This is a genomic window from Streptomyces tendae (assembly GCF_014650435.1).
Lineage (GTDB): Bacteria > Actinomycetota > Actinomycetes > Streptomycetales > Streptomycetaceae > Streptomyces > Streptomyces tendae.
In genome coordinates this window covers 354,764-376,130 of record NZ_BMUY01000001.1, presented here as the reverse complement: position 1 = coordinate 376,130, position 21,367 = coordinate 354,764, and the positions used below count along the sequence as shown (strand labels likewise).

The following is a 21,367-nucleotide window of genomic DNA, read 5'->3' as shown; positions in this document are numbered from 1 at the left end:
GAACGGTCGTGGCCTACTTGGCGGCGTGCAGTTCCACGAGGGTGTGGTCGCGGCCCTCGGGGTCGGCGGTCTCGCCGACGGCGGTCCAGCTGTTCGGGGTGATGTCGTAGGAGGTCTCGGCGCCGTCCACGGTCATGTCGGCGACGATCCGGTAGTCGTTGCCCTTGATGCCGTAGACCTGCGGCACCTCCAGCGCGAGTCGACCGGAGGCGCCCCGCACGGACAGGCAGAACCGGTCGTCCCTGCCGCGCGCCCAGACCTCGATCAGGCCGGCGGGGCCGCATTCGGCGAGCAGGATGTGGCCGTCGCCGCTGATCAGCCGGATGCCGGTGTCCTCGTGGATCCGGTCGGCGTCCGGGTAGGCGAAGTCCTCGACGGCGACCGGCGGTACGTCGTCGGCGGCGGCCTGCGGGGCGGGCGTGAACAGCATCGATGCGGCGGCGACCGCGGCGGTGACCGCGGCACCGAGGCCCAAAGGCACCCAGCGTCTCACAACAGCTCCTTTGCAAGGGAGTTGACGGACATGACGGCTCAAGACGTATCAACGAACCCGCTCCCCACCACCCTCGAAAGTTCCAGGATGTTCCTCCTGGCACCGGTGGTTACCGTGCGACGCCCATGCCCGGATCCGCACGGAAGGACCTTCGCCTTGCCGCCTTCACTGTGGAGCAGACGCCGCTTACTGGCGTCGCTCGCGGGAGTCGCCGCCGCCCCCGCCCTGCCCGCCGCCCTCGCCCTGAGCACCGCCGCCCCCGCCCGGGCCGCCGACCCGGAGGGCACCTACAACGGCCTGCCCGACACCGAACGGGGCCGGGCCGTATGGGCGTACAAGATCGGCGGGCGTGCGGTGCGCGAGGCCGCGACCGCCGCGCTGGCCGCCGGCACCCCGGCCGCCGTGTCCGACTTCCTCACCGGCCGGCTGCCGCTCGCCCGGGCCGAGGACAACCGCCTCGCGGTCATCTCCAGCCTCGCCCACGCGGGCCGGGCCACCCGGGCCGGCGCCGACACGGCGCTGGCCACCGGGGACGACGCCGTGTCCGCCTTCCTGGGGGGCGGCTACGAGACGCCCGTCCTGGAAGACCTGCGGGTGTCGGTCCTCACCGTAATGAACCACGGCGGTGCCGCCGTGCGGCGGGAGGCCGGCAAGGCGCTGGGGACGGGTACCTGGAAGGCGCTGCGCACCTTCCTGACGGAGACTCAGTACACCGCGCAGCAGGAGGACGACCGGGTCGCCGTCCTCGGAATGCTGGGCACCGCCTCCCCGGAGGTGAAGAAGTACGCCGGGCGGGCCCTGGACGACGGCTCGCCCGAGGCGATCACCCGGTTCCTGGTCTCCGGCCAGTACATCGCCCGGGCCCGGGACGAGGAGGCGGCGACGATCGACCAGTTGGTCGCCGTCGTGGAGCGCGAGGGTCGGCGGGCCCGGCTCCGCACGGACCAGGCCGTCGCCGCCTCGGCGCAGGCGAAGGAGGCCGCGGCGAAGGCCAAGGCCGCCGCGTTGAAGGCGGCCGAGGAGGCGCGGGCGGCCAAGGAGGACGTGGCCAGGTCGGCGAAGGCCGCGAACGCCGCGGCGAGTGCGGCGCGCGGCGCCGCGAACGCGGCCAACACGGCGATCGCCGCGTCCCGTACGGCGCAGGACGCCTCGGGCCGCGCCGCCCGGGCCGCACAGGCCGCCGCCGCCGCGGCGGCCTCGGCCGGGAACGCCGCCTCCCGCGCCTATCACGCCGCCATCGCCGCCTCGGCCGACGCCTCCAAGGCCGGTGCCGCCCGTGCGGCCGCCGAGACCGCCCGGGCCGCCGCGGGGCGGGCGCGCACCGCCGCCGCGGCCGCGGACCAGGCCGCCGTCGCCTCCGCGGAGGCCTCCGCCGCCGGAGACGCCGCCGCGAGCGCGGCCACCAACGCCGCCGCGGCCGCCAATGCCGCCGCCGACGCCGCCGACTCCGCGGGCGTCGCTCAGTCCCAGGCCGCCAGGGCCCGGCAGGCGGCGGCCGAGGCGGACGCGGCGGCCGCGCGGGCCACCCGCGCCGCAAGCACCGCCCAGACGCTGGCCAACCGCGCCGCGGCCGCCGCCCGGGTGGCCCGCGACGCCGCGAACAGCGCCGCCGACCACGCCGAGGCCGCCGCAGATGCGGCCGAGGAGGCGGCGGCGAACGCCGGCAAGGCGATCGAATACGCCAAGCGGTCCACGGCCCATGCCGCGGCGGCGCTGGAGGCGGCGACGACCGCCTCGAACGCGGTGCGGGAGGCGCAGGAGGTGGAGCAGGCCGCCCGCGCGGCGGAGACCGCGCTCATCGCCCAGGACACCGAGCTGGGCATCGCGGAGGCCCGGCTGTACGCGCAGGCCGAGATCGAGGAGGCCGAGCGGGCCAACAGGGAGCGCACCCAGGCCGACAAGACGGCATCGGAGACCAAGGACCTGATCGCGGCCGCCGAGGCCGCGCTGCGCGACGGGGACGTCGCGACGGCCCTCGCGTCGGGCCGCAGAGCGGCGGTCGCGCTCCTGGACTCGACCGGTACCTGGACCCGGGAGGCCGCGGAGTACGCGCTGGCGGGCGGGGACGAGTCCGTCCTGAACTGGGTCGACGCCGACCGTTCCCTGGCCCGGCGGCAGGACGACCGGGAGACGGTGGCCGCCGTCGCCAAGGTGTCCGCGGCAGCCGTCGCCACCGCCGCACACACCGCCCTGACCAGCGACGATCCGGACGCCGCGGCCGACTTCCTGAGCACCGGGGCCGTCGTTGCGGCCCAGGCCGAGCACCGCGTCGCCGTGCTGCGCGTGCTGAACGACGACCCCGGCGCCGCCGTCCGCGCGAAGGCGCAGGCCGCGCTCGACGACGGAAGCGCCACCGCCCTGCACCGGTTCCTCACCGTCGAGCTGCCCCAGGCGGTCAAGGAGGACGACCGGGTCGCGATCCTCCGCCTCGTCGGCTCCGCCGGCCCCTACCTGGAGTCGGCGGCCCGGGTCGCGCTCGAGGGCCCCGCCCGGATGCGGCGGAACTTCGTCGTCCACGACCAGTTCGCCATTGCCCGCCTCGACCACGACCACGCCACCCATGTCGCCGCCGTACGGGCCGCGATCGCCCACGCGGCGAAGATCGCCGCGCAGGCGCTGCGGGACGCCGCCCTGGCCTCCAAGGCCGCGGCCGAGGCCCGCAAGGCGGCGCAAGAGGCGACCGAGTGGGCGGCGAAGGCCAAGGGGTACGCCGAGGACGCGGCGGACTCCGCCGAGCAGGCGCTGGCGAACGCGGACGCCGCCGACCAGTCGGCCGCGGACGCCGCCCGGTCGGCCGCGAGCGCGAAGCAGGCCGCGTCGGTGGCACGCGGCGCGGCCCGCAGCGCCAACTATTCGATGCGGCGGGCGACGGCCGCGGCGCAGCAGGCGGTGAGCGACGCGGCCGGCGCCCAGAGTTCCGCCGCCCGGGCGCAGGCGTCCGCCGATCAGGCGGGCCAGGACGCGCAGGCCGCGGCCGACGCCGCCAGCCAGGCCCAGGAAACCGCGGCGGCGCTGCGGCAGGCCGAGTTGGAGGCCGAGGCGCTGCGGGCGGCCCAGGAGGCGGCCGAGAACGAGCAGAACGGCACGGACCCCGCGCAGAGCGGCGACCAGGACACGCCCTTCTACGTGGACTGGGGCCTGTGGCCCGAGGACGTCGAGGACCCCAAGGACTGGGCGAGCGTCACCAGCCACTGGGCCACCATCCTGGGCACCGCGGGCACGGTGGCCTCCCTCATCCCGGGCGGTCAGGCCATCGGTCTGGGGCTCGGACTGGCGGGACTCGCCCTGTCCGCCACGAGCGCCGTCCTCAACGGGGTCGGGTACGGCTGGGACAGCAGCGAGTTCAAGACCTCGCTGGGTCAGTTCCTGGTCGGCGGGATCTTCATGGGCAAGGGCGCGATGTTCAAGAAGTTCGGCTTCGCGGACGAGGTCGGCGCCAAGGTGTCCGAGTTCACCGGCGGGGTGATCGACTCGGCCATCGGCTGGCTCACCTGGTAGCAGGCGGGGTGAGCGACGTGGGCGGGCTGCCCCGGAGTACCGCGACTGCGCCGCCGCGTCGCTCACCGCCTCCAGACGTACCCGCCGCGCGGCGAGAAGTGACCCTGGGAATTGCGAGGTTCCGCCCCGCGGCCGTCCGGGGGCACGGTGTGGGCACACCGCTTCGGCGGGAAGACACACCGACGTTCACGGGGGAACAACGATGAACCTCATCAAGCCCGCAGCACTCCTCGTCGCGGCCACGGCCCTCGCCGCCGGCTCCACGGTCGCGGCCACGGCCGCCGACGACCCGGACGGCACCCGGGTGACCGGCCTCCAGCAGAAGGCCGAACAGGTGCTGGCCGACAGCCCGAAGCCCCTGCGCGTGACCGCGGACGCGGTCGAGTACCGGGGCCTGACCGTGACGGACGCGCCCAAGACCCTGGGCGCCCGGGACCTGGCCTGCGGCTACGGCCACCTGTGCATGATCGTCAAGGGCACGAAGTTCGACTTCTACAAGTGCCAGACGTGGAACCTCACCAACTGGACCGGCGACGGACCCTTCACCAACAACCAGACGCCGGGCACGGTCGCCAAGTTCTTCAACAAGGACGGCAGCGTCCGCTGGACGTCGAGGGCCTACGACGCGGGCACGGCGGCCTGGGACCCGATCTGGTCGCTGCGCCCCTGCTGATCCGCCCTTCCGGGCCGGCTTGTCCGTCCCGGTCTACGGCGGCCCTCGGTCTCCTCCGCGGAGGGGACCGGGGGCCGCCCTTTCGCCGTTCCGACGTCTCCGACGTCACCGACCCGCCGAAGGGCCCGAACCCTTGGGTGACCCTCGCCCGCTCCTCGTACGCTGCCCCCTGTTGGACTGGGGAAAGTTGACCCCGAGGGGAATCGGGGGAGGGGGACGACTCCATGTACAGCGTCATCGTCGTACCGCCGTCGTGCGGCAGCGTCGCGGAACAACTGAGGATCGGCACCGGGGACCGCGTCGAGTTCGGCCGGGCGGAGTCCGGCAGCGGCGGACTCACCATCGCGCACGAGGGCGTGCCACGGGTCGCCGGGGAGATCACCGCACACCGGACGTTCTGGCTGCTGAGCAACCTCAGCGAGGACCAGACCTACGTGGTGGAGAACCCGGAGGGGGCCGGCGAGCACATCAAGGTCGCGCCGGGCCGCGTGGAGGCACCCGTGCCGTTCGAGCTGTCGCGCGTGACCCTGCCCGCCGCCGGGGACCTGCTCAGCTTCGACGTCTGGGCACCGCGGCACGCCTTCCGCAGCGTCGAGCGCCGGGGACTGGAGGGGACCGGCACCGTACCGGCGTTCGCGCTGGACCGTACCAAACGGTACTTCGCGGTGCTGGCCGCCCTGTGCGAGCGCCGCCTGCGCGGTGAACCCCGGGCGCCGCTGCCCGCGGTCGAGGAGATCGTGGAGCGGCTGCGGCCCAGCTGGCCCAAGGTCAGCCGCTCCGCCGTGTACTGGAACATCGACTACCTCGCCGTCAAACTGCGGCTGAGACCCGGCCCGGAGACCGCGGAGGCGGGCCGGCGCACCCACGGCAAGAAGGAGTCGCTGGCCTCCCTCGCCCTCCGCTTCGACCTGGTCCGCGAGGACGACCTCGTGGTGCTCGCGCCGGTCCCGAGCGGGGCGAAGCGGTGACCGGGCGGCCGTACGCGGTCCCGGTGCCGAAGGGATACCGGGTCGGGCCGTGGGAGGTGGGCGAGCCGGTCGCCTCCGGCGCGTTCGCCACCGTCTACGAGGCGGTCCGCGACGCGTCCGGCGTGCCGGGCACGTCCGACGGCGGCGAACCGCCGCGCCGGGCGGCACTGAAGTTCCTGCCCACCGGCACCCGCACCCCGCGCCAGCTGCACCACCTGCGCGACCTGGCCGAACGCGAGGTGCAGGTGCTGCGGCGGCTGCGGGCGCCCCGCCTCATCCGGATGTACGACGCGCTGACGGTCGACGATCCGGACCGTCCCGAGCTGGACGGCGCGACCGTCCTCGTCCTGGAGCGGGCCGAGGGTTCCCTGGACGCCGTACTGGCGCGGACGCCGGTCCCGGAGTCCGGGCCGGCCCTGCTGGCCCAGATCTGCGAGGGCCTGCACCAGCTGCACCACGCGGGCTGGGTGCACGGCGACCTGAAGCCGGCCAACGTGCTGCTGATGGCGGACGGTTCGGTCCGCCTCGCCGACTTCAACATGGCCGCCGAGCTGGAGGGCACCCACGCCTACACGCCCGCCTTCGCCACCCCGGACTACACCCCGCCCGAACTCCTGTGGCCCGAGGTCGACGAACGCGGCACCCGCATCCGCCCGTCGGCCGACGTGTGGGCCTTCGGCGTCCTCGCGCACGTCGTCCTCACCGGTGCCTTCCCGCTGCCCGGCGGCACCTCGGAGACACGCTCCGACGCCGCGATGCGCTACGCCCGAGGCCGTGAGGAACTGCGCCTGTCCCCCGCCCTGCCCGACGCCTGGCGGGACATCCTGCGGGACTGCCTGGCCCCGACCCACGCGGAACGCGCCACCGATACCGCCGTGCTGCTGCGCCGGGTGGAGGAGGCGACGGGGGCCTCCCGGTCGGCACGGCTGCCGAGGCTGCGCCCCCGCCGGTGGCGGCGGCCCGTCCTGTCGGCGGCGGTCACGGCGGCGATCGCGGCTGCGGTGAGCCTCGCCTACACCGCCCCCTGGGAACCGGCCCCGGCTGCCGCGGCGCCTCCCACCTGCGAGAAGCCCGTGGTGTACGAGGACGCCGCGCACGGCGCCGGCTACATGGCGGGCCACAGCGGCACCTGGGACTTCACCATCAAGCGGGGAGACGGCGGCAGCCAGGTCAGGGAGTTGCAGTGCCTGCTCCGCCACCTCCACGGCATCGAGGAGGTGGGCGAGGTGGACGGCGACTTCGGCCCGAAGACCCAGGGCGCGGTCGTCACCTTCCAGCAGCGGGCGGGCCTGGACGCGGACGGCATGGTGGGCCCGGCGACGTGGCGGGCGTTGCGCAAGAGCGAGGAGTCTCGGTGACGGCCTCGGGGCAGCGCCGCGGCCCGTCCTCTCCCTGAGGGAGGACGGGCCGCGGGGTGGGCGTGGCAACGGGGCGACTCAGCAGCGGTGGCGGGCACTGCCGGCGGGCGGCCCCGCATGTACCGCCGCTCAGTGGAAGAAGTGCCGCGTCCCCGTGAAGTACATCGTCACGCCGGCCTTCTTCGCCGCCTCGACGACCAGCTCGTCGCGGACCGAGCCGCCGGGCTGGACCACGGCCTTCACACCGGCCGCGGTGAGGATCTCCAGGCCGTCCGGGAAGGGGAAGAACGCGTCGGAGGCGGCGTACGCCCCCTGCGCGCGCTCGGCGCCGGCCCGCTCCACCGCGAGCTTCGCGGAGTCGACCCGGTTGACCTGGCCCATGCCGACGCCGACGGAGGCACCGTCCTTGGCGAGGAGGATCGCGTTGGACTTGACGGCCCGGCACGCCTTCCAGGCGAAGGCCAGCTCGGCCAGCTCCGCCTCGGAGAGGGCCTCGCCGGTCGCGAGGGTCCAGGTGGCCGGGTCGTCGCCCTCGGCCTGGAGGCGGTCGGTGACCTGGAGGAGGGCACCGCCGTCGATGGGCTTGACCTCGACCGGGGCGGTGGGCGCCTCGGGGGCGCGCAGCACGCGGATGTTCTTCTTCTTGGTGAGGGCTTCGAGCGCGCCGTCCTCGTAGTCCGGCGCGACGATGACCTCGGTGAAGATCTCGGCGACCCGCTCGGCCATCTCCTTGGACACCGGCCGGTTGACCGCGATCACGCCGCCGAACGCGGACAGCGGGTCGCAGTCGTGCGCCTTGCGGTGCGCATCGGCGACGTCGGCGCCGACCGCGATGCCGCACGGGTTGGCGTGCTTGATGATCGCGACGCAGGGCTCGGCGTGGTCGTACGCGGCACGGCGGGCGGCGTCCGTGTCCGTGTAGTTGTTGTACGACATCTCCTTGCCGTGCAGCTGCTCGGCCTGTGCGAGGCCACCGCCCTCGGGGGAGGTGTAGAGCGCGGCGGGCTGGTGCGGGTTCTCGCCGTAGCGCAGGGTGTGGGCGCGCTCGTAGGTGGCGCCGAGGAAGTCGGGGAAGCCGGACTCGTCGACGGGGGCGTACTCGGCGGCGAACCAGGAGGCGACGGCCACGTCGTACGCGGCGGTGTGCTGGAAGGCCTCGGCGGCCAGGCGCTTGCGGGCGGCCAGGTCGAAGCCGCCGTCCTTGACCGCCGAGAGCACGTCGGCGTACCGGGCGGGGCTGGTGACGATGGCGACCGACGGGTGGTTCTTGGCGGCGGCGCGCACCATCGAGGGGCCGCCGATGTCGATCTGCTCGACGCACTCGTCCGGGGTGGCGCCCGAGGCGACGGTCTCGCGGAACGGGTAGAGGTTGCTCACGACCAGGTCGAACGGCGCCACGCCCAGCTCGTCGAGCTGCTGCCGGTGGCTCTCCAGACGCAGGTCGGCGAGGATGCCGGCGTGCACCTTGGGGTGCAGGGTCTTGACCCGGCCGTCCAGGCACTCGGGGAAGCCGGTCAGCTCCTCGACCTTGGTGACGGGGACACCGGCGGCGGCGATCCGCCCGGCGGTGGACCCGGTGGAGACCAGCTCGACGCCGGCCTCGTGCAGCCCGCGCGCGAGCTCTTCCAGCCCGGTCTTGTCGTAGACGCTGACGAGTGCGCGACGGATGGCCCGCTTGTTGCTTCCGGCGGTGGCGGTCACTGGATAACTACCTTTCGTCCCTCAATGCGATAGCCGTTGCGGGCGAGCCGCCCCACGACATCGACGAGCAGCCTTCGCTCGACTTCCTTGATGCGCTCGTGCAGAGCGGCACCTTCGTCTTCGTAGTCCTCGTCCCGGACCTCCACCACGCCCTGCGCGATGATCGGCCCGGTGTCGACGCCGTCGTCGACGAAGTGGACGGTGCAGCCGGTGACCCTGGCGCCGTACGCGAGCGCGTCCCGCACACCGTGGGCCCCCGGGAAACTGGGGAGGAGGGCGGGGTGGGTGTTGACGAACCGCCCGCCGAACCGCGCGAGGAACTCCTTCCCCACGATCTTCATGAACCCGGCCGAGACGACGAGGTCCGGCTCGTGGGCGGCGACGGCCTCGGCGAGCGCCGCGTCCCACTCCTCACGGGTGCCGTAGTCCTTGACCTTCCGTACGAAGGTCGCCACCCCGGCACGCTCGGCGCGGGCGAGCCCTTCGATGCCGTCGCGGTCGGCTCCGACGGCCACGATCTCGGCCCCGTAGGCGTCGGCGCCGGTGGAGGCGATCTCGTCGAGGAGTGCCTGGAGGTTGGTGCCGGATCCGGAGACCAGCACGACGAGGCGCTTGGCTCGCCGGTCCACGGGCTTGGCGGCCACGGTGGGGGCCTTTCTCGGGAAAGCGAATCACTTTGTACGGTCGGATCTGTTTGTACGGTCGTACGAATGCTTCGCGTCCCCGGATACGGGGAAGTCTACGAAGCGGCCGACCGTCAGCAACGATACCGGCACACCGGACGGCCCCCTCGGGACGGGGGCGTGGCCGGAAGGTAGCGTCTGCGTGGAGCCGGTGCGGGAACGCGGCCTGTGCGTCGGGCGTTCACCAGACGTACCGACCTGTTCGCCGCTTCACCAGCTCACCCGTTCCACCAGCCGCCCGTTCATCGTCGCCAAGGGGAAGACGCTCAGTTGATGCCGGACCGCAGCCTGCGACTGCTCACGCTCCCCCAGCAGTCGGCGCAGCCAGGGGAGCGCAGCACCGTGTTGCTGCGGGAGCGCCCCTCGTCACCGCCCGACACGCCCTCGGACCGGCAGAACGGCGGCGGGCAGGACGGCTCCTCCGACCAGGACAACCCGTTCGCGCCCCCGCCCGAGGGCACGCCGGACCGCCCCTGGCAGCCGCGGCACCCGTCGGGCGACGGTGACTCCCGGGGCTCGTCCGGCTCCCAGGGCGAGGGCGGGCGTTCCCCGTGGGGCGGCCAGTGGAGCGACCGGCAGCCCGGCCGGTCCCCAGGCGGCTTCGGTGAGCGACCCGGCGGTTCGGGTGGTCCCGAGGGCCAGAGCGGCGGCCCCGGCCCGCGCTGGGACCCGACGGACCCCGCCCAGCGGCGTGCCCGGTACGCCCTGCTGAGCGGCATGTGGGCCCTGTTCTTCGCCCTCTTCACCTGGCCGTACGTGGCCCTGCTGCTCGGCGCCCTCGCCCTGTACTGGGGCATCAGCGCGCTGCGCGCCAAGCCGCGCACCGCCTCCTCCGACCCGGACACCCCGGCCCCGCCCGAGCAGCAGACGGGCCGCCCGCAACGCACCGCCGCGATCAGCGGCCTGGTCACGTCGTCCCTGGCCATCCTCCTGGTCGCCGCGTCCTTCGGCGCCCAGTTGATCTACAGCGACTACTACACCTGCCGCGAGGACGCCCTGACCAACGCGGCGGAACAGTCCTGCGAGCGCCACCTGCCGGAGCAGCTCCGCCCGCTCCTGGGCTCGGAGGACTGAGCTCTTCCAGCCCGTCCGGCGTTTGAGGACGAGGCCGTCCAGGCCGAAGGGGGGTCTGGGGGCACGGCCCCCAGGGACGGGAAAGGGAAGGGGCGGCGGGGGCGAAAAGGCTCCGTCGGCACCCGGCGCCCACCGTCACCCCCCACCGCGAGGCGGCTCCGCAGTCCCGTCGACCGGCAACAGGTCATAGCCCGACCCGCCGCCGTCGTCGTCGTACAACCCGAACGGCACCGCGTCTGCGTCCGCCCCGGCCTCCGCCTTCGCGCCCTTCGCGCCCTCCGCGCCCTTCGTGTCCCGCCTCCACCACCGCCCCACGGACGGCACCGGGACCCGCGCCCACCGGCCCGGCCGCGCACCCCCGTCGGCCGCCTCCTGGGCCCCGGCGACCTCCACCACCGTCTCCCGCGCGGCAGCGCCCCGGCACCGCCACGCCCGCGCCACCACGGCCACCGGAACGGCCACCATCCCGATCCACGCCAGCGTCGCTCCCCCGGCCTGCCACCACACCGGCCCGAACCGGGCGAGCGCGGCGCTCCCCAGCGGTCCGCCGGCGAACGCGGCCAGCAGGGCGACGAGTACCGCGCACAGGACGGCGGCCACGAAAGCGGCGGCAGCGGTCCGCCGCCACGACCACACCCCGGCGGCCGGGCCCGCCCCCGGCGCGTCCGGTGCACCCAGTGCGCCCGGCCCATCCGGTGCGCCCGGTGCGCCCGGTGCGCCCGCGCAGGCCGCCCGCGCCGTGAACCACCCCACCACCGCCCCCGCCACCAGCGGCACCGCCCCGGCCGACCAGTGCAGCGGCGTACCGGGCCCCGCGTCCGGCACCGCCGCCAGCAGCGGGAACGGCGGCAGCAGCGCCGCGGGAGCGGAAGCGGTCGGCGCCACGACATGCCCGGCCCCCAGGACGAAGCCGGGGCCGAGGGCGTACACCGCCGCCCACACCGCCGCGTTCGGCACCAGCGTCAGACAGAGCAGCAGGACGGCGAACCTCCCCGACCACCCCTCCGTCAGCCGCAGGAACGCCTCCCCCGCGGCGGCCGAGTGCCATACGAGGGAGACCGCGAGCAGCAGCGCGCCGCCTCCGACGAGTACCGCCGCACCGGCGCCCGCGGCGCGCGTCGCGGCGCCCAGGCGCGCGTCCGGCTCCACCATCAGCTCCCGCAGCTTGCGCGGCAGCACGCGCAGCGCCCGTCCCACGGGCCCGCCCGGCCGGCCGAACGCCGTCCACACACCGGCGCCCGCCGCTCCCATGGCGACCAGCGGCAGACACACCGCCGCCCACCACGCAGCGGGCCGCAGCGCGCCGCCCTGCGCGTACAGGACGACGGGCCCGGCGACGGCGAGGTAGCCGAGGACGACCCCCGTCCAGGCCACGCGCGCGGAGACCGGCGGCGGCCCGGCGTCCGGGGCACCCGCCAGCCAAGCGGGGCGTGCCCCGGACCCCGCCTTGGGAGCCGCGCCCACGGCCACGCCCACACCGTCCCCGGGGTCCGTGGCGTCCCGGGCGGCGCGGTGCAGCAGCCACACCGGCAGGAGCAGGAACAGCAACGGGGTGACGCCGACGGGAGCGGGCGTGCCGGAGAGCGTGTCGGCGCGCACCAGTTCGGCACCGTGGGCCAGCACCCACAGCGCGGCGGCGACGTGGAGGGCGCCCCCGGGCCCGCTGTCGGGGTACGGCGAACTGATCCACAGCAGCGTCACGAGCGCGGCGCACGCCGCGAGCCCCAGCACCGCCGCGACCACTCCGCCGAGCAGCCCGGCGGCCAGCCCGGGCGACCGGTCCCGCCAGCGGGCGCGCAACAGGGAGAGCGGGGCTGGTCGAGCGGTCGTCTGGATCACGCCCGCCATGCTCCCAACGACACGCGCTTTCGCGGTGTAACGGGCGAAGCACCGTTGTGTCGCTCAATATATGCTTATGTACTTTTTCGTACGAAGGGGTGCCCTGTGACACGCAGTCCCGCGACCCCGCTCCCCCCTCCCAAGGCCCGCCGACGCCTGCGTGAGACCGCCGCCCTGACACAGACTCAGCTCGCCGACCGGGTGGGCGTCACGCCCGCGACGGTCCGTGCGTGGGAGAGCGGCCGCACGACTCCGCGAGGCCGGAAGCGGGAGGCGTACGCGAAGTTGCTGAAGACGCTGGCCGAGGAGGAGACGGTACAAGCGCCGGAGCCGGAGCCGGAGCCGAAACTTGAGCCGGAGGCGAAGCCCCAGCCCCAGCCGGAGCCGGAGCCGGACGCGAAGCCCGAGCCGCAGCCGGAGCCGCAGCCACAACCCCAGCCGCAGCCGCAGCCGCAGCCCGTTGCGGCGCCCGAGCCCGTCGCGCTGACGCCCGCTCAGGCATTCGACGCGCTCTACGCGTTCAGCGCCCCCGCCCTCGTACGGCAGACCTTCCTGCTGACCGGCCGGCGCGAGCAGGCGCGCGAGTCGGTGGAGCGGGCCTTCCAGGCCGCCTGGGAGCACTGGCCCGAGGTGGCCCGAGACCGGGACCCGGTGGGCTGGGTGCGGGCGACGGCGTACGAGTACGCGCTCTCGCCCTGGCAGCGGCTGCGCCCGCGTCACCGGCACCCGGAGCCGCCGCCCGCCGATCCCGGCGACCGCACGCTGCTGAACACCCTGCTCAGGCTCCCCCCGCGGCACCGCCGCACGCTCGTGCTGTACGACGGTGTGGGCCTGGACCTGCCCGAGACGGCGGCGGAGACGGAGGCGAGCACCCCGGCGACGGCGAACCGGCTGCTGCGCGCCCGCGAGGCCGTCGCAGGACGGCTGCCCGCGCTGGCCGACCCGCAGGTACTGCACCGGAGGCTGGCCGAGCTGGCGTCGAACGAGCGGCTGCGGGCAGCCGAACCGCCGACCGTGCGCAGGGGCGGCGAACGGCGGGCGCGACTGCGGACCCGGGCCGCGATCGCGTTCACGGTCGCCCTCATCGGGACGACGGCCCTGACCGTGCGCACCGCGCCCACGCACTACGAACCGCCCGTCTCCCCCGGGCAGGCGGTGCGCGGCGTGCCGCAGCGGGTGGCCCCGGGCGCACTGTCGGACGAGGAGCTGGAGCTGCGGCAGAAGCTGCGGGACCAGGTGCAGGACGGGCCGGAACGGCTGAGCCCGAGGCTCGAATGAGGTGTCCTGGCCCGGGCGGTCCCGGCGTCCGGAACGCCGAGTGGCCCGCCCCCTGGGAGCAGGGAGCGGGCCACTCGGTGTGGCGCGGGCGCCGGGACTTCGCGCGAGGCGGTGTCAGCCGGCCAGGATGGCGCGGGCGAGCTTCGCCGTCTCGGTCGGCGTCTTGCCGACCTTGACGCCGGCGGCCTCCAGGGCCTCCTTCTTCGCCTGGGCGGTGCCGGACGAACCGGAGACGATGGCGCCGGCGTGGCCCATGGTCTTGCCCTCGGGCGCGGTGAAGCCCGCGACGTAGCCGACGACCGGCTTGGTCACGTTCTTCGAGATGTACTCGGCCGCACGCTCCTCGGCGTCGCCGCCGATCTCGCCGATCATGACGATCAGGTCGGTCTCGGGGTCGGCCTCGAACGCGGCGAGCGCGTCGATGTGCGTGGTGCCGATGATCGGGTCGCCACCGATGCCGACGGCGGTCGAGAAGCCGATGTCACGCAGCTCGTACATCATCTGGTACGTCAGCGTGCCCGACTTCGAGACCAGGCCGATGCGGCCCGGCTTGGTGATGTCGCCCGGGATGATGCCGACGTTGGACTGGCCCGGGGTGATGATGCCGGGGCAGTTCGGGCCGATGATCCGGGTCTTGTTGCCCTTCTTGCCGGCGTACGACCAGAAGGCGGCCGAGTCGTGCACGGCGATGCCCTCGGTGATCACGACGGCCAGCGGGATCTCGGCGTCGATGGCCTCGACGACGGCGTCCTTGGTGAACTTCTCCGGCACGAAGATGACGGAGACGTTGGCGCCGGTCTTCTCGATGGCCTCCTTGACGGTGCCGAAGACCGGTACCTCGTTGCCGTCGAAGTCCACGGAGGTGCCCGCCTTGCGCGGGTTCACGCCGCCCACGACCTCGGTGCCGTCACCCAGCATGAGCTTGGTGTGCTTCATGCCGGTGGCGCCGGTCATGCCCTGGACGATGACCTTGCTGTCCTTGTTGAGCCAGATAGCCATGGTGTGTTGGTGTCCTCGTCCTGAGTGCTTACTTGGCGGCGGCGTGAGCCAGCTCGGCGGCCTTGTCGGCCGCGCCGTCCATGGTGTCGACGCGCTGGACCAGCGGGTGGTTGGCGTCGGTGAGGATCTTGCGGCCCAGCTCGGCGTTGTTGCCGTCGAGACGGACGACGAGCGGCTTCTCGACCTTCTCGCCGCGGTCCTCCAGGAGCTTCAGCGCCTGGACGATGCCGTTGGCGACCTCGTCGCAGGCGGTGATGCCGCCGAAGACGTTGACGAACACGGAGCGGACGTCCGGGTCGCCGAGGATGATCTCCAGGCCGTTCGCCATGACCTGGGCGGAGGCGCCGCCACCGATGTCCAGGAAGTTGGCGGGCTTGACGTTGCCGTGCGCCTCACCGGCGTACGCGACGACGTCCAGGGTGCTCATGACGAGACCCGCGCCGTTGCCGATGATGCCGACCTCGCCGTCGAGCTTGACGTAGTTGAGGTTCTTCTCCTTGGCGGCGGCCTCGAGCGGGTTGGCCGCGGCCTTGTCGTGGAGGGCCTCGAAGTCGGGGTGACGGAACTCGGCGTTGTCGTCCAGCGACACCTTGCCGTCCAGGGCGATGACGTCCCCGGAGACGACCTTGGCCAGCGGGTTGACCTCGACCAGGAGGGCGTCCTCCTTGATGAAGGTGTCCCACAGCTTGACCAGGATGTCGGCGACCTTGTCGGCGACCTCGGCCGGGAACTTCGCGGCCTCGACGATCTCGCGCGCCTTCTCGGGCGTCACGCCGTCGATCGCGTCGATCGGGGTCTTGGCGACGGCCTCCGGGCGGGTGGCCGCCACCTCCTCGATCTCCATGCCGCCCTCGACGGAGGCGATGGAGAGGAAGGTGCGGTTGGCACGGTCGAGGAGGAAGGAGACGTAGTACTCCTCGACGATCTCGGGGGCCGTCTCGGCGATCATCACCTTGTGGACCGTGTGGCCCTTGATGTCCATGCCGAGGATGTCCGTCGCGCGGGCGACGGCCTCGTCCGCCGAGGCGGCGAGCTTCACGCCGCCGGCCTTGCCGCGGCCACCGACCTTCACCTGAGCCTTGACGACGGACTTGCCGCCCAGACCCTCGGTGATCGCGCGCGCCGCCTCAGGCGTGTCGATGACTTCACCGGCCAGCACCGGTACATCGTGCTTGGCGAAGAGGTCCCTCGCCTGGTACTCGAACAGGTCCACGCGCTTCCGTCCCTATCAGTGATCTCGCGGTTCGTTGGATGCGTGGGCGTGCCGCGAAGGGCAACGTGACGTCCGCTGTGAGTCACAAGGGGGGCGCACACGGTGTCCGAGCGCGCGGCATGTCCGTCTCGCAGGTTATCGCCGCTTGCGGGGGGTCTCTAAATCGTGGGTCACACCTGAGCGGTGATGCCTGTCACATGATGCCGCGCTCACTGGCACGCGGTGCCGCGTGTGAGCCGGACACAGGAGTCCCGAGCGCCGGTGGAGGGCCTCACCGGGCTGGGGTATGACCCGGTGAGGCCCGTGGGCTCCCCGGGCGGCCGCACGGGAGCGGTTCGCCGGGGTGCGGGCCGGATGATCCCCACCCCAATGGGGACCATCCGGCCCGGACCGCGGGGTTTCGGCCGGACGGAGGCCGACGGATTTCGGCCGTCCGGGGCCTGCCGCCCCGCGGGGTCTGTGTCTGCCTGCTGTGCCTGTCTGCCGTGCGTGTCTGTCGTGCCTGTCTGCCGTGGCCGTCTGCTGCGTCTGCCCGCCTGCCGCGGAAACGGCCATGAGGCGCCGGACAGTGAGCAGTCCTCTCGGCCGGTGCGGGCGATGCAGCCGGCGCGGGGCTTGGAGCACCTGGCGTACGCAGCGGATGGGGCAGACGCGGCATCCGGGGCGGATGCACGGAGGGGCGGGCGCGCGACAGGGGCGCGGCGAAGGGACCGCCCCGTTCTAGGCAGGGGAGACCGGGATGTCCCGGTACGGCTCGCGGACCCCGGCCGCGTCGGCCCGCTCGGCGGCGCCGGGTACGAGCCGGAACGTGAACCGGTACTGCGGGGCGACCGCGCGGGTGTCCCCGTGACGCGGCGTGCCCTGGTCGGCGCCGGACGCCGTGCCGAGCGCGCCGTCGGGATCGCCGTGATCGCCGTGACCACCGTGGGGTGCGGGGTGGGCGGGGGCGTACTCGGTGTACGCGGACCCGGCTGCCCGATGCGTGCGGGGGTGCGCGCTGGGCGCCGCTCCGATGCCGGACTCCGGCCCGTACCCGACGACGGGTGCCGGGCCTCCGGCCCCCTCGGCGACCGCGGCACGGATGGCATCGGCGGCATCGGCGGCATCGGACGGATCTGCGGTACCGGAGGTGTCCGCCACCGTCGGCGCGGGATCGGCCTGCGGATCCGGGACGGCCGGCCGTGCGCGACCGGAAGGATCGCTCTGCCCGCCCGGATCCGGCACGTCGCTCAGGCCCGACAGGTCGATGACGTCCGGTACCTCGATGAGGTCCGGTACATCGATGAGGTCCGGCACGTCGGCCGGGCCCGACGGGTCTGTCGGGCCGGGCCGACCCGACGGGCCGGGGAGCCCGACCTCCTCGGCCACGGTCGCCACCGCGTCACCGACCGGTCGTACGACCCGGTCGTCCACGGCCCGGACGAGGTTCTCGGTGACGGGGCGGAGGCCCGGAAGCAACGCGCCGGAGCCCTGCCGCGACGGCGCCACTTCGGCGTCCGGGGCGGATCCCTTGGCCGGCGGGCCGCTCCGGGTCTGCGCGGAGACGTCGAGGACCCGGCCGACCGCGTCCTTCACGCTTCCCGGCTCTTCGTCCGCCGCGTGTGCCCGCCCTCCGCAGAGCAGCCCCAGTACGAACAACCCGCCCACCAGCAGTGCCAGGTGCAGCGCACGCCGCCCGGCCGCCGTGCGCAGGACGCGCAGAGCGGCACCGGGCAGGGCTGCTGACCAGATCAAGAGGGGAAGGTTCCTCCCGTGCGGCGGAACGGGCCGCGCGTCGAACAACGCATCGACACGCCGCGCGATACTCGCACGGGGATCCGGAGGTTGCGCAAGCCTGGTCCTGCCGATGGGCCGTCATATCCGTTTTGCCCGCGGGAATCGGGTCACCTCGGATCGACAAATCGTCACCCGGCGTCCGGAATCGGCAGGGGTCTCCTCTCGATCGCGGCCGCCATCACCTCCGGGAAGAGGTCGGGCGTGCAGGCGAAGGCCGGTGCGCCGAGCGCCGCCAGGGCCGCCGCGTGCTCCCGGTCGTAGGCGGGCGTCCCCTCGTCGGACAGGGCCAGCAGCGTCACGAACCGCACCCCGGCCGCCTGCATCGCCGCGACCCGCTTGAGCATCTCGTCGCGTATGCCTCCCTCGTACAGGTCGCTGATCAGCACGACCACCGTCTCCGCGGGCCGGGTGATCCGCGACTGGCAGTACGCCAGCGCGCGGTTGATGTCCGTGCCGCCGCCGAGCCGGGTGCCGAAGAGCACGTCGACCGGGTCGTCGAGCTGGTCGGTGAGGTCGACGACGGCCGTGTCGAAGACGACGAGCCGGGTCTCCAACGAGCGCATGGACGCCAGCACCGCGCCGAACACGGACGCGTACACGACGGACGCCGCCATCGACCCGGACTGGTCGACGCAGAGGACGACCTCCTTCTTCACCGAACGGGACGCCCGTCCGTAGCCGACGAGCCGCTCCGGCACGACCGTGCGGTGCTCCGGCAGGTAGTGCTTCAGGTTGGCCGCGATCGTGCGGTTCCAGTCGATGTCGTGGTGGCGGGGGCGGCCGGTGCGGGCACTGCGGTCCAGCGCGCCGGTCAGTGCGGCACGGGTACGGGTGGCCAGTCGCTGCTCCAGCTCCTCGACGACCTTGCGCACGACGGCCCGCGCCGTCTCCTTCGTCGTTTCCGGCATGGCCTTGTGCAGGGAGAGCAGGGTGCCGATGAGGTGCACGTCGGGCTCCACCGCCTCGAGCATCTCCGGCTCCAGCAGGAGGGTGGCGAGCCCGAGCCGGTCGATCGCGTCCCGCTGCATGACCTGGACGACGGAGGAGGGGAAGTAGGTCCGGATGTCCCCCAGCCAGCGGGCCACGGCCGGTGCGGACGCCCCGAGCCCCGCCGCACGCTCCCGGCCCGCCCGCGGGGTGTCCCCCTTTCCGTAGAGAGCGGTGAGCGCCCCGTCCATCGCGGCGTCCCGTCCGGAGAGCGCGTGGCCGGTGCCGTCGGCCGGGTCGCCGCCGAGTACGAGACGCCACCGTCGCAGCCGCTCCTCTGCCGCGTCGGCGACCATGTGTCCCGTCGTACGTCCAGTCGTGTGTCCCCTCGTGTGGCCAGTCGTGCGTCCAGTCATGTGTCCGCCCCCACCAGGTCGTTGTCGTCCGGCGCCGGGTCCCGGCCCAGCAGCAGCCGGACGACCGGCAGCACCGCGTCGGCCCGCTCGGTGTCGAGGCCGGTCGCGAAGCCGGGTATGCCGGAACCGGCCCCCGTCACGCTCCCCCGTGCCTCCGGCCCGCGTCCGACCAGCTCGCCGAGGCTGCGGCGCACTCCCGGCTCGAAGGCCGAGAACGTACGGCGCAGCAGGGGCAGTACGTCCGTGAACGCGTCCGCGGGCACGCCGGTCAGCCAGGCGTCGACCAGGCCCAGCAGCCGGTCGTCGTGCAGCAGGAGCATGCCGCCGCCCGAGCCGCCGCCGACGAAGCCCTCGATCCAGGCCGCGGCGTCCGCCGGTGGCGTCCCCGGGGACAGCACCAGGCCCATGAGCCGCGCCGCCTCCTCCGGTGCCAGCTCGTCGTCGTCCAGCAGGAGCCGCACGGCACGCCCGCGGACGGTGCCCGGCACGGTGGCCCGCGCGGAGAGGACCCGCAGCACGGCCCGCCAGCGGGACCCCAGGTCGCCGCGGCCCGGCGTGCGGGCGTCGCCGAGCAGGCCCACCGCCGTGTGCACGGCGTCCACGTGACCGCGCATCTCCTCGGCCGCGTCGGCATCAAGAGCGGCGCAGGCCGCGGGCAGGCCGACGAAGACGCGCTCGGCGAGCCCCGCGGCGACCTCGGCCAGGGCGCCGGTGTCCGTGCCCCGCACATCGCCGTAGCGCAACGAGCGGACGAGGGCGGGCAGGGCCTGGGCGAGGTGGCCGACGTCCGTGTCGAGCGCGGCCCGGTCGGCGAGTATCCGCATCACCGGCGCGAGCGCGTCCGGCAGTTCGGCCAGCAGGCAGCGTTCGGCGAGCGCGGTGATCCCGGCGAGGTCCCGCGCGGTGACGGCGTCCGTCTCGGCCCTGGCGGTCGCGGCGGACAGCACGGTCGTGCCCCACACCCCGGCCTCGGCGACCCGCACCGACAGCTCCGGCTCCCACCGCAGCCGCCACGTCTCGCGGAAGGTGCCCGTGCTGCGCGACGCGACCGGCTCGCCCCAGCCGACGCCGAGCAGCCGCAGCCGGTGCAGCAGCCTGCTGCGCCCGGCGTCGGTCTCCTTGCGCAGGTCCAGTTCCAGCTCCCGCTGTGCCGGCTCGGGTTTGAGCCGCAGCCGCCGCTGGATCCGGGTCAGGTCCCGCTGCAACGGCACCGCGGGCGCCCCCGGCGGCACCTCCCCCATCACGTCGCCGACCACCAGACGGTCGTGCACCAGCGCCAGCGGCACGTCCGAGCCGTCGCACATCACCGCCCGTACGGCGTCCGTCGTCTCGCCCAGCCCGGGCAGCGGGCGGCCACGGAGCACCGCGAGCGTTCCGGCCAGCCGCGCCGCCTCGATGACGTGGGCCGGGGAGACGATCCTGTCCTCGTCCCGCAGCAGTCCCGCCACCTTGGTCAGCCATCGCTCGACGGGCCGGTCGGCCGCCGCGAACAGATGCGCGTACCAGCCCGGTGACTCGATGCCCGCCCCGTAGCCACCCGCTCGGGACAGTCTGCGATGGGTCCAGGGCACCCAGGTCATCTCCACCTTCGTCCTGGGCAGCCCCTTCACCAGGGCCCGGTCGGCGGCGACGGTGGCCGGGCGCCGCAGCGCGGGCACGTGCCACGCCCCGCAGACCACGGCCACCCCCTGGGCGAACTCCCGTCGCGCCGCCCGCACCTGGAGCCGCATGTGGGCCTCCCGCACGAGGTCCCGCGCGTCCAGGGCACCCCGCTCGCCGCCCTCCCCTTCTCCCTTTCCCTCCCCGGTCTCGCGCAGCGCCGTCATGGCCTCCTCCAGCGCCGTGAACGGTGCGAGCGCGTCCCCCTCCCCCGGGCTCCGGTGCTCGATCACGTCCTCCCACCAGCGCTCGGGGTCGTCGTGTCCGGCGGCCGCGGCGAGGGCGGCGAGCGGGTCGCCCCGCACGTCGGGGGCCGCGGTGCCGGGCCGGTCTCCCGGCTCCCGGCCGCCCGCCCGGTCGCCCGCATGGCCGTCCGCATGGTCCTCGTCATGGTCGTCCGCCGCCTGCCACGCCAGCGTGTGGGTGGCCGGGAGGTCGATGAAGCGGGCCGGAACGTCGTGCTCCAGGGCCCAGCGGACGGCCACCCACTCCGGGGAGAACTCGGCCAGCGGCCAGAACGCCGACCGGCCGGGCTCGTCCACGGCGTGGGCGAGGAGCGCGACCGGGGGCCGCATGTCCTCGTCGGCGGCCAGCGGGATCAGGGCGTCGGCCTCGGGCGGCCCTTCGACCAGCACGATCCCCGGCCGCACCGCGTCCAGCGCGGCCCGCACCGCCCGGGCCGACCCCGGCCCGTGGTGGCGTACGCCGAGCAGGATCGTCCGGCCACCGGGCTCCCCGGCACCGCCCGGCCCACCGGATCCGCCGCTGCCAGTCCGGTCAGTGCCCGTCACACCGTCCTCCTCGCCTGCGGG

15 protein-coding genes are annotated in these 21,367 nt (G+C 74.3%); 6 read left to right on the top strand and 9 right to left on the bottom strand.

The features are described from left to right. Positions 1-13 precede the first annotated feature (13 nt). Positions 14-493 carry a hypothetical protein gene (locus IE258_RS01780; RefSeq protein WP_229891901.1) on the bottom strand — a complete coding sequence of 160 codons (480 nt, stop codon included), beginning with the start codon at positions 491-493 and terminating at the stop codon, positions 14-16. 156 nt (positions 494-649) lie between these two features. On the opposite strand from IE258_RS01780, the gene IE258_RS41675 reads away from it, so the two are divergent. From IE258_RS41675 to IE258_RS01760, 4 genes are all read left to right on the top strand, one after another. Next, positions 650-3,991 carry an ALF repeat-containing protein gene (locus tag IE258_RS41675; RefSeq protein WP_268256312.1) on the top strand — a complete coding sequence of 1,114 codons (3,342 nt, stop codon included), beginning with the start codon at positions 650-652 and terminating at the stop codon, positions 3,989-3,991. Positions 3,992-4,193: 202 nt separating this feature from the next. Beyond that, positions 4,194-4,664 (top strand): hypothetical protein, encoded by a 471-nt coding sequence (locus IE258_RS01770; protein WP_189737962.1) that lies wholly within the window; start codon positions 4,194-4,196, stop codon positions 4,662-4,664. Positions 4,665-4,888: 224 nt separating this feature from the next. Next, a complete protein-coding gene (locus IE258_RS01765) occupies positions 4,889-5,632 on the top strand; it encodes an FHA domain-containing protein (RefSeq protein WP_189737959.1) in 744 nt (247 codons plus the stop codon). Beyond that, positions 5,629-6,990, top strand: a complete 1,362-nt coding sequence (locus IE258_RS01760) for a protein kinase domain-containing protein (RefSeq protein ID WP_189737955.1) — start codon at positions 5,629-5,631, stop codon at positions 6,988-6,990. Before IE258_RS01765 ends, IE258_RS01760 begins: the two co-directional genes overlap by 4 nt. 129 nt (positions 6,991-7,119) lie before the next feature. On the opposite strand, the gene purH is transcribed toward IE258_RS01760, so the two are convergent. After that, positions 7,120-8,691 (bottom strand): bifunctional phosphoribosylaminoimidazolecarboxamide formyltransferase/IMP cyclohydrolase, encoded by a 1,572-nt coding sequence (gene purH / locus IE258_RS01755; RefSeq protein WP_189737952.1) that lies wholly within the window; start codon positions 8,689-8,691, stop codon positions 7,120-7,122. Continuing rightward, entirely contained in the window at positions 8,688-9,335 is a 648-nt protein-coding gene (gene purN, locus IE258_RS01750; RefSeq protein ID WP_189737949.1) for a phosphoribosylglycinamide formyltransferase, read from the bottom strand. Before purN ends, purH begins: the two co-directional genes overlap by 4 nt. A 312-nt stretch (positions 9,336-9,647) precedes the next feature. Here purN and IE258_RS01745 point away from each other — a divergent pair, with 312 nt between their 5' ends. Further along, positions 9,648-10,448: a hypothetical protein gene (locus tag IE258_RS01745; protein ID WP_189737945.1), complete on the top strand. Its 801-nt coding sequence runs from the start codon at positions 9,648-9,650 to the stop codon at positions 10,446-10,448. 135 nt (positions 10,449-10,583) lie between these two features. On the opposite strand, the gene IE258_RS01740 is transcribed toward IE258_RS01745, so the two are convergent. After that, complete coding sequence (locus IE258_RS01740; RefSeq protein WP_189737942.1) at positions 10,584-12,296, bottom strand: cell division protein PerM; 1,713 nt, start codon at positions 12,294-12,296, stop codon at positions 10,584-10,586. Between the two features lie 96 nt (positions 12,297-12,392). Here IE258_RS01740 and IE258_RS01735 point away from each other — a divergent pair, with 96 nt between their 5' ends. After that, positions 12,393-13,565 (top strand): helix-turn-helix domain-containing protein, encoded by a 1,173-nt coding sequence (locus IE258_RS01735; protein ID WP_189737939.1) that lies wholly within the window; start codon positions 12,393-12,395, stop codon positions 13,563-13,565. A 114-nt stretch (positions 13,566-13,679) separates the two neighbouring features. Here the strand turns inward: IE258_RS01735 and sucD are convergent, their stop codons facing one another. From sucD to IE258_RS01710, 5 genes are all read right to left on the bottom strand, one after another. Then, positions 13,680-14,564, bottom strand: coding sequence for a succinate--CoA ligase subunit alpha (gene sucD, locus IE258_RS01730; RefSeq protein ID WP_003974163.1), 885 nt, complete (start codon positions 14,562-14,564; stop codon positions 13,680-13,682). 28 nt (positions 14,565-14,592) lie between these two features. Then, the gene (gene sucC / locus IE258_RS01725; RefSeq protein ID WP_159323939.1) at positions 14,593-15,777 is read right to left on the bottom strand and encodes an ADP-forming succinate--CoA ligase subunit beta; all 1,185 of its coding nucleotides are present in this window, start codon (positions 15,775-15,777) and stop codon (positions 14,593-14,595) included. A 720-nt stretch (positions 15,778-16,497) separates the two neighbouring features. Further along, complete coding sequence (locus IE258_RS01720; protein WP_189737936.1) at positions 16,498-17,511, bottom strand: hypothetical protein; 1,014 nt, start codon at positions 17,509-17,511, stop codon at positions 16,498-16,500. 170 nt (positions 17,512-17,681) lie between these two features. Continuing rightward, positions 17,682-18,836, bottom strand: coding sequence for a VWA domain-containing protein (locus tag IE258_RS01715; RefSeq protein WP_189737933.1), 1,155 nt, complete (start codon positions 18,834-18,836; stop codon positions 17,682-17,684). A gap of 56 nt (positions 18,837-18,892) precedes the next feature. Further along, positions 18,893-21,346 (bottom strand): DUF5682 family protein, encoded by a 2,454-nt coding sequence (locus IE258_RS01710; RefSeq protein ID WP_189737930.1) that lies wholly within the window; start codon positions 21,344-21,346, stop codon positions 18,893-18,895. Positions 21,347-21,367 lie beyond the last annotated feature (21 nt).

Excerpts from the sequence above, each read along its gene's own strand:
- IE258_RS01770 (WP_189737962.1), top strand. The coding sequence starts at position 4,194 with ATGAACCTCATCAAGCCCGCAGCACTCCTCGTCGCGGCCACGGCCCTC.
- IE258_RS01765 (WP_189737959.1), top strand. The coding sequence starts at position 4,889 with ATGTACAGCGTCATCGTCGTACCGCCGTCGTGCGGCAGCGTCGCGGAA.
- IE258_RS01745 (WP_189737945.1), top strand. The coding sequence starts at position 9,648 with ATGCCGGACCGCAGCCTGCGACTGCTCACGCTCCCCCAGCAGTCGGCG.
- IE258_RS01740 (WP_189737942.1), bottom strand. The coding sequence starts at position 12,296 with ATGGCGGGCGTGATCCAGACGACCGCTCGACCAGCCCCGCTCTCCCTG.
- sucD (WP_003974163.1), bottom strand. The coding sequence starts at position 14,564 with ATGGCTATCTGGCTCAACAAGGACAGCAAGGTCATCGTCCAGGGCATG.
- IE258_RS01715 (WP_189737933.1), bottom strand. The coding sequence starts at position 18,836 with ATGGTCGCCGACGCGGCAGAGGAGCGGCTGCGACGGTGGCGTCTCGTA.